The organism is Bradyrhizobium sp. LTSP885 (assembly GCF_000938305.1).
GTDB lineage: Bacteria > Pseudomonadota > Alphaproteobacteria > Rhizobiales > Xanthobacteraceae > Bradyrhizobium.
Genome location: NZ_JYMT01000004.1, coordinates 421,753 through 436,922, shown reverse-complemented (window position 1 = coordinate 436,922; position 15,170 = coordinate 421,753). Strand labels below are relative to the sequence as shown.

Genomic DNA, 15,170 nt, shown 5'->3' with positions numbered 1-15,170 from the left:
AGATCAGTCCTTCCACACGCCCCAGGCGATCGGCCGGTCCGGCGCCCAGACACGATAGCCGTGCACGTGCTTCGTCACTGCGTCGACCGCCGGCTCGTAGAGCAGCCCGATCGTCGGAATTTGCTTGATGAGCAGACCGTGCAGGTTGAGGAAGAGCTGCTTGCGCCTTGTGTCATCTGACGTCTCCATCGCCTCACGCAGCATCTCGAGCGCGTTCGGGTCGTCCCATTGCGCCCATTTGAACTTGGTGCGGTCGGCGAGAAAGGTGGCATAGGTCAGGGCCGGGTCGAAGCGGCCGGAATAGGTAAAGGACTGCAGCTGGAAGTCGCCCTTCACGTAATGGTCAAGCTGCGTCGCCCAATCCAGGGTTTCGATCTGCACGTTGAGGCCGACCGCCGACAGCATCGCCTGCACCAGGATGGAGTTCGCGTCCATGCCGGGATAGCGCTTGTTGGTCTGCAGCTTGATCGGCTCGCCGCGATAGCCGGCCTCTTTCAGCAACGCCGCGGCGCGGCCCGGGTCATAGGCGGGCGAGGCGAGAAAGGCCGGATCGAAATAGGCCATCGAGGCGCTGACCGCCGAGGAATTGGCTTTGGCGAGGCCGAGCGTGCGGGCCTCCGCGATCTGCTCGCGGTCGATGGCCATGGCGATCGCCTCGCGGATTTTCGGATTGGCGAGCAGCGGATCCTTGTCGTTGATCAACAGCGCGTCGCGGGCAAGCCCGGGCGCCGTCTGCACGTTCATTCCGGCGGCCTGCAACTCGGCGATCCGCTCAGGCTGCAATTCGGCGATCACATCGACGGCGTCGGTCCGCAACGCCGCGCGTGCCGCGCTGTCATCGGGAATGATCCTGAAGCGGATATGGTCGACATAAGCGATCCGCGCCCCCGCGTAGCCGCTTGCCGGCGTAGGACTTGGTTGATAATCGGCGACGCGGTCGAGGTCGATCGACTGATCGTGCTTCCATTCCGCCAGCTTGAACGGACCGGTGCCAACAGGGGCGCGCCATTGGCCTTGCGTGTCGACGCTATCAGGATGCGCGACGAGCACCGCGCACTGGATGTTCGCCAGTTGCCTAAGAAACATCCCACTCGGCTTTTCCAGGCGGTAGATGACGATACGTGGCTCCGGCGCCTCGACGTCGGTCACTTTGACGCCCTGGCTGCCGTCGAACACGTTGCGGCACTGCCAGCCGGCGTTTGCAAGCAATCGCGACCAGCTCCACTTGACCTCGGCCGATGTCAACGGCGCGCCATTGTGAAATCTGACGCCGTCGCGCAGCACGAAGCGGTAGGACTTGCCGTCGTCGGAGACGCTCCAGGACTCCGCGAGCGCCGGGCCGACGCTCATGTCGGCGCGATAGGCGACCAGGCCTTCGAAGATATGGTTGAGGACATTGTCGGTGTTGGTATCCCTGTTGACGCCCGGCTCCAGACTGCGAATGTCGGAGTTGAGCCGGATCGTCAGCACGCCGCCTCGCTTCGGCTGCTCGTCGGCGAAGGCTTGCGTCACCAGCATCGCGCATAGCCAGCTCGTCACAAGCATTCGTTTCATCACACACTCCCCACGCAATTCGCCTCGCCAAAGGCCTTGTCGAAGAAATCCTCCACCACCGGCAGCAGGCCGGGCAGCGTGTGCGCAATGCCGGGAACGATGTCCCGCCGCACCGAAATCCCCTGCGCTTCGAAACTCGCCTTGAGGGCATCGAGCCGGGCCGGCCGGTCGGCGCCGGCGATATTGGCGTCCGGCTGCCACCACGGATCGCCGGGCTTGATCGTGATTTCCCAGGTGTCCCTGTCTGCGGCGCCGACGACCATCTGCACGGCGACGCGGCGCATGGCGGCGAGCTCGAGCGGCTTGCCGAAACGTTCGGTAAAGTCGCGGACGCCGACCCAATGGTCGCGCGCGAGATCGAGCAGCGTGACGACGCCCGGCGAGGCGATCGACACGGCACTCAGCCGTTCCGGATGCAGCGTGAAGAAGCGCTGGGCGAACTGCGCGCCGCCGGAAAAGCCGAACAGGGCGAAGCGATCGGCGTCGAGCCGGTAGCGCGCCTCAAGCTCCGCGATCATCGCGAACAGCACTGCGTCATAATGCATCGTGCCGACGCGCAGCATCTTGTAGCTCGAATGATCGTCGGCTGCGAGAATGCCTGCAGGAAACAGCGGCGCAAGGACGATCAGCCTGCGCCGCTCGGCCAGCGCAATGAAGGCGTCGCGATAGGCGACCATTTCGCGGCGCGAGCCATGGACGGCGACGAGCAGGCGATAGCGATCGGTGCCGTCCTCGGCGTAGCCTTCCGGAACATAGGCGCAGTAGGAAAAGCGCGGATCGCTCTGGCAACAATAGGCCGTGGTACGGCCGAAATCGTAATAGGACAGGCGTACGCCGTGGCCCTGCCGCTTCAGGCCGGACGCGCTCATCGCATGGGCTCGGGTGGAAAGGCCGGTGGCAGCCGCGCCTCGATCGCCTCGGCTGCGTCGAAACAGAGATCTTCGCGGAACGGCGCAGCGACGAGCTGGACGCCGATCGGCAAACCGTCGGAGACCAGCGCCGGCGCCGATATCGCCGGCAGGCCGAGCAGCGACACCGCGGTCATCGGGCGCTGCGACCGGACGATCGCGCTTGTCGTTGCCGCGTCGCGCGTATCGGCATCGACTTCGAAGGCCGGCTCGGTCGAGGCCGGCATCAGGATGAGCGGATAGCGGATCAGGAAAAGCTGCCAAAGCCGCAGCAGCCTGAGCCGCTCGCCAAGCGCGACGAGTACCTCGGCCGGATCGCGCTGCGGCCAGACATGCCGCCACAGACCCGCAGCGCGGCGAACGCCGTCATCGCCGTTCTTCTCGATATACGGCTCGAGCTGGGCCAAAAGATCAGGCATCGCCAGGCGCGGCCAGGTTGCAGCGGCGGTGGTGAGCTCCGGCGGCGATGCGGGCTCGACGCGATAGCCGGCGTCTTCGAGCGCGCGCGCCGCGGCGCTCAAGGCTGCGCTCACCGCCGGATGGTAGGGCGCGCCGTCAAAACTTTCGACCAGCGCCACCTGGATGGGTTGATGCGCCGGAGGGAAGGGGGCCGGTGCAAGCGTTCGCGGATCAAGCACGTCAGGCTTGGCCATCGCCGCGAAGGCCAGCCGCAAATCCCGGACGCTGCGCGTCAGTGGGCCCTGCACCGCCATCAGCTGCGAGGAGATCGGCGAGAGGCCCTGGAAGCTCGGATTGTAGGAGGGCACGCGTCCATAGGACGGCTTCAGGCCGAACACGCCACAGCAGAACGCCGGATAGCGGATCGAGCCCGCGATGTCGTTGCCGTGGGAGATCGGCGCCATGCCGGCCGCGGTCGCGACTGCCGCGCCGCCGCTGGAGCCGCCACAGGTGCGATCGGCGCGCCAGGGATTGCGCGTCTCGCCGTGCAGCGCGTTGCCGGTGTGCCAGCGCATCGAGTAGCCCGGCGCATTGGTGCGCCCGATCAGGATGGCGCCAGCCGCACGAAGGTTGGCGACGACCGGATGGTCCTGCTCGGCGATGAGACCCTTGTTGGCGATGATGCCATTGTCGGTCGGGCAACCGCGCTGATCGATGTTGATCTTGATCGTGGCGGGCACGCCGTGCAGTGGGCCGAGCTCAGCCCCGGCGCGCTGCCTGGCATCCAATGCGTCGGCGGTGGCGCGCGCTTCGTCCGCCAGCGTCAGGACGACGGCATTGAGCGCGGGATTAACCTCGGAGAGGCGCTCGAGGGTCGCTTCGACCACCTCGCGCGCCGAAATCGTTCGGGCGCGGATCGCTGCCGTGAGGGCCGCGGCATCGGCGCGCCAGAGCGGGCCGTCGAGCGATCCGGACGCTGCCTGCGCTCGCCTGGCCTCAGCCGTCCGCTCGATCATGCTCAGTCTCCGCTAGCCATGCTAGAGACAATAGTGTATTTTATGATGATATGAAACACAAATCGAAATCCCGACCAACCCGGCTGCAACAGGATCTGTTGCCTCAGATCCTCGAACTCGTGCGTGGCGATGGCCTCGGGCCTGGCGCGCGATTGACCGAGGTCGAAGTCGCCGAGCGGCTGCAGGTTTCGCGCACGCCGGTGCGCGCCGCGCTTCAGCATCTGGCGCGGCGCGGTCTCGTCGAAGCGCGGCCGCGCCGCGGCTTCGTGCTGCGCAAGAGCGCCGCGAGCCTTACGCTCGACGACGCGCCGGCGGCATCCGACGAGACGAACGAGCTTTGCGTCGAGATCGCGCGCGATCGCCTCGCCGGCCGCCTTCCGCTCGAGGTCTCGGAATCGGACCTGATGCGGCGCTATCAGGTGACGCGGCCGTTCCTGCTCAAGGTTCTCAACCAGCTTGCAGGCGTTGCGCTGATCGAGCGCAAGCCGGGCCGCGGCTGGCTGTTTTCGCAGGCGATGGGCGATTCGAAGGCGCGAGCCGAGAGTTACGCCTTCTGTCGATTGCTGGAGCCGGCGGCAATCCTGACGCCGGGATTCCACCTCGATCCGGCCTGGATCGCCGAGATGCGCGAACGTCATCGCGCGGTGCTGGCCGCGCCCTGGCGCAAAGCCTCGAGCGTCGGCTTTTTCGAAATGAACGCCGCCTTTCACCTGGGGATCGCCGCCGGCGCCGACAATCGCTATTTGCTGCTTGCGCTTGAGCAGCAGACCAGGCTCCGGCGCCTCGTCAATTACGATTGGACGTTCGGCCATGAACGCGTCGTCACATCCTGCAACGAGCATCTCGCGATGCTGGATTGGATCGAGCGCGGCGAGCTGGAGGTCGCGGCGGCGCTGATGCGCAGCCACATCGATGCGGCGAGCCGGCTCCCGCATCCGCAGCGGGATCGCGAAGACGCTTCATGATGAATTATATCATGATATAAATCTTACGGTGTTGGGGCAACCCTCAGCTGCCGCTAATCGCTCCGGGGGGCTCGTGGATATCTCCGGCATGCCCGCGCGACCGGTCGATGAGCACAGTTCTGGTTACCGGAGCATCGGGCTTCGTAGGCAGCCATTCGATCCTGCAGCTTCTGTCAGCGGCCTTGCAGTGATCGAAGGAAGAGTTGATACGGTGTACCCGAAATTTCTGTTGTGAGGAGGCCGGCTCATGACACTGACTGGCAGTTTTGTTCCCCTTTCATTGTCCGATGCAGCGCTGACGGTCGCATCTGTCGAGGACTGTCGCGCCTTGGGCCGAAGCGTTGCCGCGCACTGGCTTGCCCGTACGGCGTTGCCTTTGATCGATACGGCCTTGACGATCGAACAAGCTGAGTGCGCAAGGTCCGAATTCCTGAGCTGTTTGCAGCCACTGCTTGGAGCGCCACTTGGGTATAAGGCTGCAGCGATCACACCGCCCGCCCAACGCGATCTCGGCATTCATGAGCCGCTTGGCGGTGCGTATCTTGCGGGTATGTTCCGCATGCTCGATGGCAACGACGCAGTCGTGGCAGCGGCTTATGGGACGCGGCCAATCGTCGAAGCCAAGCTCGTCGTCACCGTGCGCGACGAGGGGATCAATGATGCGCGCACCCCGGCCCAAGTGGCACGACACCTAGCTTACGTCCTGCCGTCAATTGAGCTTGGGGACAGCCTGGTACAACCGTCGCAGAAACTGACCGGGGCGATCTTGACGCTCTACAATGTTGGTGCACGCGCGATGCTGAACGGCCCGCCGATTGCGTTTGATACCATGTCACATGCCGATGCACTTCGAGAGCTCGTCGTAACGACACGTGACGGCACTGGAAAGATCCTCGAAGTCGAACGCGGCACGTCCATCATGGGTGATCCACTTGAGGCCGTGTTGTGGATCATCCGCGACCAGAACGCCCGCGGTGTACGCCTCAGGGCGGGTGACCGGTTGGGGCTCGGTGCACTCTCGCGCGTCCGACCGGCGCCGGGGCTGATATTCGATACGACCTGGGAAGGGCTGCAAAAGGAGCCTGTGAAACTGACGGTCAGGTTCGAGTGATGCCAGCTTTGGCTTTGCCCTGAGCACGTGGTGGCCCAGACAATAAGAAGCTCGGCATTCCATTGCGCCCTACAGCGCGACATAGGCGCTCGTCTAATCGACGGCCGTGTGCGGACGCCGATGGGTGCTCGCCGAGAGTTCGGGATAGCCGTTCAGCATCAGCTTGTCGGCGCGGACGCCCCAGCTCTCGAGGCGGTCGAGGAAGCTCATGCCGAGCAAATTGGTCTTCATCTGCCCGCGTTGCACCACCAGCGCCGGCACCGATTTCTCGACCAGGTTGCCGACGGCGAGACGATCGAGCGTCAGCCGCGCCGCCTTGGTGTGACCGCCTGCGGTTTCGAGATCGACATTGTATTCGAGCATTTCGGTCGGCAGGCCGATCGCCTTCGCCGTCTCCCAGGTCAGCACGACCGAAGTCGCGCCGGTGTCGATCACCATCGGCGCGACGACGCCGTTGATCTTGGCGCGAAACGCGAACTCGCCGCCCTGGCTGCGTGCGATCTGCACCGCGGGGGCGGGGGCAGGAGATGCGTTGCTGGGGCCGAAGATCAGCGAGAGATTTTCCCTGGCGCGCGCGATCTGATCGGGGTCGCCATAGGTGACGATTGCGCCGGCGGTTGCCATCAGCAACAGCACGATGAGGAGGATACGACTCACCGCGCGCCTCCTCGCATGGATCTCAGGCGCGCTTCGGACGGGGCTCCATAAGCTGGAGTCCGGCCTCCGTCATCCGCGCAGGCAACGTCGTCATGACCGCCAGCCGTTCCGCGCTGTCCATCTTGTGCCAGCGCGCGATCTCCGGAAGCGTACGCCCGCATCCGAAGCAGAGCTTGGTCCTGGGGTCCATCATGCAGACTGCGATACACGGCGATTCTGAGCTCATTCTTCAAGTGTTGAACGGTTTCAGCCGCTTCTGCAAGCCGACCAAAACGCAACGCCCCCATCGCGCTTCAGCCTGTTGTTTGAGCACGATCTCTGCGTAAAACGCGGCGCGCTGGTCGCAAGGGAAAGTCGCATCGCGCATGCTCTACAATCCGGTGCCAGCACTCATGATCGATTTGCGGCGTACGCGCTTGCGGTCGGCGCCCGGCTCGGTCTCCGTGGGCTCCGGCTGCACCGGTGGCGCTTCCTCCACCATCGGCGCCAGCGCACTCATGACGCGCTCCGGCGGCAAGGTGACGATCACCTCGGTACCGATCCGCAGTTTCGACTTCAGCGTGAAGGTGCCGCCATGCATGTCGATCAGGCTCTTGGCGATCGGTAGCCCGAGGCCCGCACCCTGTTCCGCGGACTTGATCGAGTTCGAGCCTTGGCCGAACGAGGCCAGCACGATCGGGATCTCGTCCTCGGCGATGCCGCTTCCGGTGTCCTTGACGCTCAGATATTGACCGCCCGACGCGGTCCAGCCGACCTTCAGCCAGATCTCGCCGCCCTGCGGGGTAAACTTGATCGAGTTGGAGAGCAAATTGAGCACGACCTGGCGGATGGCGCGCTCATCGCCCCAGATTCGCGGCATGCCGTGCTCGAATACCTCGTGGATGGTGATGCCGCGGCTGGACGCGCGCAGCTTCAACAGATGGTGGCAGTCGGCGACGACATGCACCAGCGCGACGGCCTCTTCGTTCAGCTCGTAGCGGCCGGCCTCGATCCGCGACAAATCGAGGATCTCGTTGATCAGATTGAGCAGATGCACGCCGGAATTATGGATGTCGGCAGAGTACTCCTTGTAAACCGGCACAGCATGCGCGCCAAAAATCTCGCTCTTCATCACCTCGGAGAAGCCGAGGATCGCGTTCAGCGGCGTCCGCAGCTCGTGGCTCATCTGGGCGAGGAAGCGCGACTTGGCGACGTTGGCGGATTCGGCGCGGTGCCGCGCTTCGTCCGAGATCGCCTTGGCCTGCTCCAGCTCGCCGATCAGTGCGTCCTTTTCAGCACGGGCCTCCAGCGTCGCCAGCGTGGTCGAATGCAGGCGGTGGGCGAGCAGGGCGAAATAGCCTTCGGCCGCCAGCGCCAGCAGCGCCAGCACATAATTGTCGAACGCGCCGTTCAGCACGAGATCGAGCGCAATCGCCACCGTCACCGGGATGGTTGCCGCGAGTGCCGCGATCGGCAGGCTCGCCGCCAGCATGCTGGAGACCGCGATCACCAGCAGCATCAGGAACATCATCAGCGTGTTGGAGGCGAGGTCGCGGCCGGCGGGGTGGATCAGGATCGCGGTCCAGCACAGGCCGTAGAGCAGGTCCAGCAGCACGAAGCGCGTCCGCCATTTGCGGGTCACCGCGAGCGAGGGCTGCTCGGCAAGGAAACGGGCGCAAGCGCGGATGATGGCGGCATGGACGCAGAGCATGCCGACCGTCCAGGCCGCGGCAATGGTCGGCTGCATCCACAGGCCAAACAGGAGGCCGGTTGCAACCACCAGCAGCATGACGACGTAGGACGCCGAGATCCGGGTCTGGGCGTATTGCCGGAGCAGTTCGGCGTCGAAGGCGGGCCGGGTTCCGCTGGTTGACGTTAACCGATCGCGCGCCTCGCGCACCCGCTGCGCAGCCACGCGCCGGCTGTTGACCGGCGCTGCCACCTGAGGCCCTGCCGGAAGCTGTACAACTTCAGGCTTTTCTGCGGGATTACTCATAAACAACACAAACCTCGCCCGCGAACCGCGCGGGCTTTTTGCATTGTCTATCTGTGACGCCAAATCATTAAGCGATGACTTAAAGAGCTAAAGAAACTCCTTAACGGGAGGTTAAATTAACCTCTCGGCGCTGCGCGCACTCGGCCTCGCACCCCCCCGGCGGCCGGGTATGCAGGCGTGGCTGAGCCACGCCTGTGCCGTTTCGCTCCGAACGCGGAACTTAGCGCTGCAGCCGGGCCAGCAGGCTCGACGTATCCCAGCGCTTGCCGCCCATCTTCTCGACCTCGGCATAGAACTGGTCGACCAGTGCGGTTGCGGGCAGGGTGGCGCCGTTGCGGCGGGCTTCGGCGAGGCAGATCGAGAGGTCCTTGCGCATCCATTCGACCGCGAAGCCGAAATCGTACTTGCCCTCATTCATGGTCTTGTAGCGGTTCTCCATCTGCCAGGACTGCGCCGCGCCCTTGGAGATGGTGTCGATCACGGCGGCGACGTCGAGGCCCGACTTCTTGGCGAAATGGATGCCCTCGGAGAGGCCCTGCACGAGGCCCGCGATGCAGATCTGGTTGACCATCTTGGTCAGCTGGCCGGAACCGGCCGGGCCGAGCAGTTTGCACATCCGGGCGTAGGCCGCGATGACCGGCTCGGCGCCGGCATAGGCGTCCTCGGTGCCGCCGCACATCACCGTCAGCACGCCGTTCTCGGCGCCGGCCTGGCCGCCGGATACCGGGGCGTCGACGAATTTGAAGCCGGCCTTGGTGGCGGCGGCGTCGAGCTCGCGGGCGACCTCGGCGGAGGCGGTGGTGTGGTCGACGAAGGTCGCGCCCTTCTTCATGCCGGCAAACGCGCCGTCGGGACCGATCGTGACCGCGCGCAGGTCGTGGTCATTGCCGACGCAGCACATCACGAGGTCCTGGCCTTCGGCCGCCGCCTTCGGGGTCGCCGCGGTCTTGCCGCCGAACTTGTCGGCCCATTCCTTCGCCTTCGCCGCGGTCCGGTTGTACACGGTGACATCATGGCCGCCTTTTTTCACGAGGTGTCCCGCCATCGGGAAACCCATCACGCCGAGACCGAGAAAAGCGACTTTAGCCATGTCTGCTACCTTGTTATTTGCCTTGGTGATCGCCCCCGATGCCGTGCCGGAAACCGGGTCGGGCAGGGCATTCCTTCCATGGAGGGAGCCGCACCATACCCCCTGCGCAGCCGAGGGCAACGGCTTCGTGGGATGGCAGGTCCCGGTTTTGTGCTAGGGTCGGGGTACCAAATAACGTCACAAAAAAGGGAGTGTATCGCATGGGCGTGAGCGTGGGTGTGCTCGATCATTTCAACATCCGGACCCGGAATCTTGCCGATACGGTCCGGTTCTATGAGGACGTTCTGGGCCTCGAAAAGGGTGCCCGTCCGAATTTCGCGTTCCCCGGGGCGTGGATGTACAGCGAGGGCAAGGCGGTGGTGCATCTGGTCGATATTTCGAAGACCGACGAGGCGCAAAAGCCGGATTCCGGCGTCGTCCATCACGTCGCCTTCGCCAGCCAGGGCTTTGCCGGGATGAAGACGCGGCTGCACTCCAAGGGCATGGAATTCGACTCCCGTCAGGTCCCGGGCGGCGACCTCTGGCAGATCTTCGTCAACGACCCCAACGGGGTCATGATCGAGCTGAACTACGAGGCCGCCAAGGAAGGCGGCGGTGCGGCCCCGGTCGAGCGCCGGGACGACGTCGGAGCGAGGTAGCCTTTTGCGCCGCAACGCTCTATGGGTCGCGCCTTGAACCAGCAGGAGATGCGCGGGTGAGCGTGACGGAGCAACAGGTCCTCGAGTGCCTCGCCAAGGTGATGTCGCCGCGTGGCACAGCCTTGACCAACGCCAATGTGCTGTCGGCGATCACGGTCACCGACGGCAAGGTGTTCTTCTCGATCAATGTCGATGCCGCCGAAGCCCGCGCCTGGGAAAACGTGCGCGCGCAAGCCGAGACCGCCGTCCGTGCGCTTCCCGGCGTCAGCGTGGCGATGATAGCACTCACTGCGGAGCGCAAGGCGGGCGGTGCTGCCGCCGCACCGCCGCCCCCGCCGCGGCCGGCCGGCGGTGTCGCGCCGGCGTCGGCACATCGCCATCCGCATCCACCAGGTGCGGCTTCGCCGATGGCGCGGCAGGCCGAGATTCCCGGCATCTCCGCGGTCATCGCTGTCGCCTCCGGCAAGGGCGGGGTCGGCAAGTCGACCACCGCGCTCAACCTTGCGCTGGGCTTGCGCGATCTGGGCCTGCGGGTCGGGCTGCTCGACGCTGACATCTACGGGCCGTCGGTGCCGCGGCTGACCGGTATTCGCGAGAAGCCGCAGCTCAACGACGACAAGAAGATGATTCCGCTCAACCGCTTCGGCCTGGCGATCATGTCGATCGGCTTCCTGGTCGAGGAAGACACCGCGATGATCTGGCGCGGGCCGATGGTGATGTCGGCGATCACGCAGATGCTGCGCGATGTCGCCTGGGGCACGCTCGACGTGCTCGTCGTCGATATGCCGCCCGGCACCGGCGATGCCCAGCTCACGCTGGCGCAGAACGTCCCGCTGAAGGGCGCCGTCATCGTCTCGACCCCGCAGGACCTCTCGCTGATCGACGCGCGGCGGGGACTGGCGATGTTCCAGAAGGTCAACGTGCCCGTGCTCGGCATCGTCGAGAACATGAGCTACTTCCAGTGCCCGCATTGCGGTACGCGCTCGGATATCTTCGGCCATGGTGGCGCCCGCCACGAGGCCGAGCGGCTCGGGGTGCCGTTCCTCGGTGAGATCCCCCTGCACATGGCGATCCGCGCCGCCTCCGATTCCGGAAATCCGGTGGTCGAGAGCGAGCCGGACGGCCCGCACGCGGCGATTTACCGCGCGATCGGCGCCAAGGTCCGCGAGCAGCTCGAGGGCGCCATCGCCGCGGCTTGAGGCTGTTCTGCTAAAGCGCGATGGGATCAAGTTGAATCGTCATCGCGCTTCAGCTCCTTGTTTAAGCATGATCTCCACGCAAACGTGGTTGATGGTGAAGGAACTCCCCGCCGCAGGCGCGCGCTGCCAAAATATCGAAAACAACCCCATGCAAAGTAGCCGGCGGCTACCGGCGTTCGGCAAGGCAACTTGACTCGTCGGGCAACTCAGGGGTACTCTTCCAATATTCCGAAATCGCGCGCCCTCCTCGACCGCACTGAAGCGGGATGATGTCAGGTAGAATCGGCCGGCCGGCGAATTCGCTCCACCTCTCCCGCTTGCGGGGGAGGGAGCGCAGGTTCTTCGCGGATGCAATTCAACCTATTCTCATCATGCTCTAGCGGGCCGACCGCTCGAAGGCAGCCCGTCCCAAGCGTGATAAATCAATTGAATGCACTGGCACCGTAATTCGGGGTGGTACGGTAATTTCCGACCTTCATTGCGGGTGAAACGCCACTTGAACAGCGACGCATTCTTCGACGTGAAAAAGGCGATGGCGGGCTGGCAGGCCTTGAAGGCCAGAGTTACTTCAGTGGGCTTTGTTCACAGAACTGTCGCCCGGCATGATTGCCGGATCGGTTCCAGCCTGTATGTTTGTCCACAGAGCCGAATCGTAGCGCCCGCCTGTCAGCTTGATGGAGTCAATGGGTGAAGAGACCGCGGAAGGGCCGTGAGACGGCGAACAAGATGGCAGCATCGCGCTTTGCATTGGAAGAGGGCCGCAAGCATCTCACGCGAGAGAAGCGTGCAGAGGCTTCCTTAGCCGCGTTCAACCTCTCGAAGAAGACCGACTCGCTCGGTGAAGCTGCGGCGACGGTCGCGAAGATGTTTGGCATCAGCTTCACGACAGCGCAAAGCTGGATCCGGCGCGGGCGGCATTTGGCCAACAAGCCGAAGACATCGAAGGCGACATCGAAGGCGGCGACGAAGCGCTGATTGGTCATCCGGTGGCCGAGAGCGAGCCGGACAGTCCGCACGCGGCGATTTACCGCGCGATCGGCGCCGCGGTCCGCGAGTGGCTTGAGGGCGTCATCGCCGCGGCCTGAGCCGGTTTTTCCCGAGCAATTGCTGCGTCATGAGACTTTCGTTTAATTGGCGCGGCCATGCCATTGTCGCGTTTCCGCGCGGCAACTTCCGTGTTAAATGGCCCTCAGCGAGAGCACCCCGGCAGCCATGGAATCGTGCTGCGGGAGGAGATGCTTGCGGACACCGGGAAACGCCCCTCAAGGAGATGCCTTAAGATGAAGCGTCGTGATTTTTTGAAAGTTTCTGCGGCCGGTGCTGCCGCGACGGCCGTTGCCTCGCCGGCGATCGCGCAGTCCTCGCCTGAAATCAAATGGCGCTTGACCTCGAGCTTCCCGAAGTCGCTTGACACCATCTATGGCGGTGCCGATCAGCTGGCGAAGTACGTCGCCGAAATGACCGACAACAAGTTCCAGATCCAGGTGTTCGCGGCCGGCGAAATCGTGCCCGGCCTGCAGGCGCTGGACGCGACCTCCAACGGCACCGTCGAGATGTGCCACACCGTGTCCTACTACTATGTCGGCAAGGACCCGACCTTTGCGATCTACGCCTCGGTGCCGTTCGGCCTCAATGCGCGCATGCAGAACTCCTGGTGGTACCAGGGCGGCGGCATGGAACTCGGCAACGAGTTCTTCAAGAAGTTCGGCGTGATCGGCTTCCCCTGCGGCAACACCGGCACCCAGATGGGCGGCTGGTTCCGCAAGGAGATCAAGACGGTTGCCGACATGTCCGGCCTGAAGATGCGGATCGGCGGCATCGCCGGCCAGGTGCTGCAGAAGGTCGGCGTGGTGCCGCAGCAGCTCGCCGGCGGCGACATCTACCCGGCGCTGGAAAAGGGCACCATCGATGCCGCCGAGTGGGTCGGTCCGTATGATGACGAGAAGCTCGGCTTCCAGAAGGTCGCGAAGTACTACTACTATCCGGGCTTCTGGGAAGGCGGCCCGACCGTGCATGCGTATTGCAATCTCGAGAAGTGGAATTCGCTGCCGAAGAACTACCAGGCGATCCTGACCAACGCGATGGCCAACGCCAACAGCTGGATGGCCGCGCGCTACGACATGCAGAACCCGTCGGCCCTGAAGCGCCTCGTCGCCGGTGGCACGCAGCTGCGTCCGTTCACCAACGAAGTCCTCGAGGCCTGCCTCAAGGCGACCAACGAGCTGTGGGCCGAGATATCGGCCAAGAACGCCGACTTCAAAAAGTCGATCGACGCCATGCAGGCCTACCGCTCCGACCAGTATCTTTGGTGGCAGGTCGCCGAATACACCTTCGACAGCTTCATGATCCGCTCGCGCACCCGCGGCTGATCAACCCTCATACGCAGCTCCGGCTGTTCGACTTAAGTAGCCCGGCCTTCGCGAGAAGGCCGGGCTTTTTGCGTCTGGCGCTCGGGGGACGGATGTTCCATGCTCGGACTCAAGCCTCGGCATGAAGGCGGCACCTGACGACACAATCGACAAAGGGAGGATTCATATGAAGCGAAGGGATTTCATCAAGGTCACCGGTTTAGGCGTTGCAGGTGCGGCGAGCATCGCAGCGCCCGCGATCGCGCAGTCGATGCCCGAGCTCAAATGGCGCATGACCACGAGCTGGCCGAAGTCGCTCGACACGCTGCACGGCGGTGCCGAGATGATGGCCAAGATGGTCGGTGAGGCGACCGACAACAAATTCCAGATCCAGACCTTTGCCGCCGGCGAAATCGTGCCGGGCCTGCAGGTGCTCGACGCCGTGCAGAACGGCACCGTCGAGATGGGGCACACCGCATCCTATTACTATTTCGGCAAGGACCCGACCTTCACGTTCGGTTCGTCGGTGCCGTTCGGGCCGAACATGCGCATCAACCAGGCCTGGTACATGTTCGGTGGCGGCAAGGAGCTGCTGAACGAGTTCTACAAGGGCTACAACGTCACCTCGCTGCTGGCCGGCAACACCGGCTGCCAGATGGGCGGCTGGTTCCGCAAGGAGATCAACACCGTCGAGGATCTGAAGGGCCTCAAATTCCGCATCGGCGGTTTTGCCGGACGCGTGATGCAGAAGCTCGGCTGCGTGCCGCAGCAGCTCGCCGGTGGCGACATCTATCCGGCGCTCGAGAAGGGCACGATCGATGCGGCCGAGTGGGTCGGTCCCTATGACGACGAGAAGCTCGGCCTCTACAAGGTCGCGCCGCATTACTACTATCCCGGCTGGTGGGAAGGCGGTCCGATGCTGCTGGCGATGGTCAATCTCGACAAGTGGAATGCGCTGCCGAAATACTATCAGAGCATTCTCGAGCAGGCCGGCCATCTCGCCAACAACTGGATGATGGCGAAATACGACACGGTGAATCCGACCGCGTTGAAGAAGCTGCTCGCCGGCGGCGCCAAGCTGCACGGCTTCTCGCCGCCGATCATGGAGGCGAGCTACAAGGCGGCAAAGGAGCTGCACGCCGAGGTCGCGGCCGGCAACGCCAACTTCAAGAAGCTGCTGGATTCGCTGACGGCCTATTCCAGCGTCGGCTACCAGTGGTTCCAGGTCGCCGAGGTCGGCTACGACAATTTCATGGCGCGCCACGCTCAGACCTGATCGCGGTCTTCAAGTCGCGAGGTGCACCTTCACC

15 protein-coding genes are annotated in these 15,170 nt (G+C 64.2%); 7 read left to right on the top strand and 8 right to left on the bottom strand.

Annotated elements, in window-relative coordinates; translation table 11 throughout:
• Positions 1-3: 3 nt before the first annotated feature.
• The 3 genes from UP09_RS04380 to UP09_RS04370 are packed head-to-tail and all read right to left on the bottom strand — an operon-like array spanning position 4 to position 3,877.
• Entirely contained in the window at positions 4-1,554 is a 1,551-nt protein-coding gene (locus tag UP09_RS04380) for an ABC transporter substrate-binding protein (RefSeq protein ID WP_044536758.1), read from the bottom strand.
• Positions 1,554-2,423: a PHB depolymerase family esterase gene (locus UP09_RS04375; protein ID WP_044536757.1), complete on the bottom strand. Its 870-nt coding sequence runs from the start codon at positions 2,421-2,423 to the stop codon at positions 1,554-1,556. The genes UP09_RS04380 and UP09_RS04375 overlap by 1 nt, the downstream gene beginning before the upstream one ends.
• Positions 2,420-3,877 (bottom strand): amidase, encoded by a 1,458-nt coding sequence (locus UP09_RS04370; protein ID WP_082069958.1) that lies wholly within the window; start codon positions 3,875-3,877, stop codon positions 2,420-2,422. Before UP09_RS04370 ends, UP09_RS04375 begins: the two co-directional genes overlap by 4 nt.
• Positions 3,878-3,927: 50 nt before the next feature.
• Between UP09_RS04370 and UP09_RS04365 the strand changes: the two genes are divergently transcribed.
• Both UP09_RS04365 and UP09_RS04360 read left to right on the top strand, forming a co-directional pair.
• Entirely contained in the window at positions 3,928-4,842 is a 915-nt protein-coding gene (locus UP09_RS04365) for a GntR family transcriptional regulator (RefSeq protein WP_044536756.1), read from the top strand.
• Positions 4,843-5,089: 247 nt separating this feature from the next.
• Positions 5,090-5,953, top strand: coding sequence for a hypothetical protein (locus UP09_RS04360; protein WP_044536755.1), 864 nt, complete (start codon positions 5,090-5,092; stop codon positions 5,951-5,953).
• A gap of 93 nt (positions 5,954-6,046) precedes the next feature.
• Here UP09_RS04360 and UP09_RS04355 read toward each other — a convergent pair whose 3' ends face one another.
• The 5 genes from UP09_RS04355 to UP09_RS04340 form a co-directional block, all read right to left on the bottom strand.
• A complete protein-coding gene (locus UP09_RS04355; protein ID WP_044536754.1) occupies positions 6,047-6,610 on the bottom strand; it encodes a TIGR02281 family clan AA aspartic protease in 564 nt (187 codons plus the stop codon).
• Between the two features lie 22 nt (positions 6,611-6,632).
• Positions 6,633-6,836, bottom strand: a complete 204-nt coding sequence (locus UP09_RS04350; RefSeq protein WP_044536753.1) for a DUF1289 domain-containing protein — start codon at positions 6,834-6,836, stop codon at positions 6,633-6,635.
• Between the two features lie 3 nt (positions 6,837-6,839).
• Entirely contained in the window at positions 6,840-6,977 is a 138-nt protein-coding gene (locus UP09_RS37410) for a hypothetical protein (protein WP_156164438.1), read from the bottom strand.
• Positions 6,978-6,980: 3 nt separating this feature from the next.
• On the bottom strand, positions 6,981-8,585 hold the full coding sequence (locus UP09_RS04345) for a sensor histidine kinase (protein ID WP_044536752.1): 1,605 nt from the start codon (positions 8,583-8,585) through the stop codon (positions 6,981-6,983).
• A 220-nt stretch (positions 8,586-8,805) separates the two neighbouring features.
• A complete protein-coding gene (locus UP09_RS04340) occupies positions 8,806-9,675 on the bottom strand; it encodes an NAD(P)-dependent oxidoreductase (protein ID WP_044536751.1) in 870 nt (289 codons plus the stop codon).
• A 200-nt stretch (positions 9,676-9,875) separates the two neighbouring features.
• On the opposite strand from UP09_RS04340, the gene UP09_RS04335 reads away from it, so the two are divergent.
• From UP09_RS04335 to UP09_RS04315, 5 genes are all read left to right on the top strand, one after another.
• Positions 9,876-10,313 (top strand): VOC family protein, encoded by a 438-nt coding sequence (locus tag UP09_RS04335; protein ID WP_044536750.1) that lies wholly within the window; start codon positions 9,876-9,878, stop codon positions 10,311-10,313.
• Positions 10,314-10,369: 56 nt separating this feature from the next.
• Positions 10,370-11,512 carry an Mrp/NBP35 family ATP-binding protein gene (locus UP09_RS04330; protein WP_044536749.1) on the top strand — a complete coding sequence of 381 codons (1,143 nt, stop codon included), beginning with the start codon at positions 10,370-10,372 and terminating at the stop codon, positions 11,510-11,512.
• 687 nt (positions 11,513-12,199) lie between these two features.
• Positions 12,200-12,487, top strand: coding sequence for a hypothetical protein (locus tag UP09_RS04325; RefSeq protein ID WP_245301744.1), 288 nt, complete (start codon positions 12,200-12,202; stop codon positions 12,485-12,487).
• 305 nt (positions 12,488-12,792) lie between these two features.
• The gene (locus UP09_RS04320; protein WP_044536747.1) at positions 12,793-13,881 is read left to right on the top strand and encodes a TRAP transporter substrate-binding protein; all 1,089 of its coding nucleotides are present in this window, start codon (positions 12,793-12,795) and stop codon (positions 13,879-13,881) included.
• A gap of 166 nt (positions 13,882-14,047) precedes the next feature.
• Positions 14,048-15,136, top strand: a complete 1,089-nt coding sequence (locus tag UP09_RS04315) for a TRAP transporter substrate-binding protein (protein WP_044536746.1) — start codon at positions 14,048-14,050, stop codon at positions 15,134-15,136.
• The last annotated feature ends 34 nt before the right edge of the window (positions 15,137-15,170 follow it).

Coding starts and splice junctions, on each gene's coding strand:
- UP09_RS04375 (WP_044536757.1), bottom strand. CDS start 2,423: ATGAGCGCGTCCGGCCTGAAGCGGCAGGGCCACGGCGTACGCCTGTCC.
- UP09_RS04340 (WP_044536751.1), bottom strand. CDS start 9,675: ATGGCTAAAGTCGCTTTTCTCGGTCTCGGCGTGATGGGTTTCCCGATG.
- UP09_RS04320 (WP_044536747.1), top strand. CDS start 12,793: ATGAAGCGTCGTGATTTTTTGAAAGTTTCTGCGGCCGGTGCTGCCGCG.
- UP09_RS04365 (WP_044536756.1), top strand. CDS start 3,928: ATGAAACACAAATCGAAATCCCGACCAACCCGGCTGCAACAGGATCTG.
- UP09_RS04315 (WP_044536746.1), top strand. CDS start 14,048: ATGAAGCGAAGGGATTTCATCAAGGTCACCGGTTTAGGCGTTGCAGGT.
- UP09_RS04350 (WP_044536753.1), bottom strand. CDS start 6,836: ATGAGCTCAGAATCGCCGTGTATCGCAGTCTGCATGATGGACCCCAGG.
- UP09_RS37410 (WP_156164438.1), bottom strand. CDS start 6,977: ATGCGCGATGCGACTTTCCCTTGCGACCAGCGCGCCGCGTTTTACGCA.
- UP09_RS04380 (WP_044536758.1), bottom strand. CDS start 1,554: ATGAAACGAATGCTTGTGACGAGCTGGCTATGCGCGATGCTGGTGACG.
- UP09_RS04335 (WP_044536750.1), top strand. CDS start 9,876: ATGGGCGTGAGCGTGGGTGTGCTCGATCATTTCAACATCCGGACCCGG.
- UP09_RS04345 (WP_044536752.1), bottom strand. CDS start 8,585: ATGAGTAATCCCGCAGAAAAGCCTGAAGTTGTACAGCTTCCGGCAGGG.
- UP09_RS04370 (WP_082069958.1), bottom strand. CDS start 3,877: ATGATCGAGCGGACGGCTGAGGCCAGGCGAGCGCAGGCAGCGTCCGGA.
- UP09_RS04360 (WP_044536755.1), top strand. CDS start 5,090: ATGACACTGACTGGCAGTTTTGTTCCCCTTTCATTGTCCGATGCAGCG.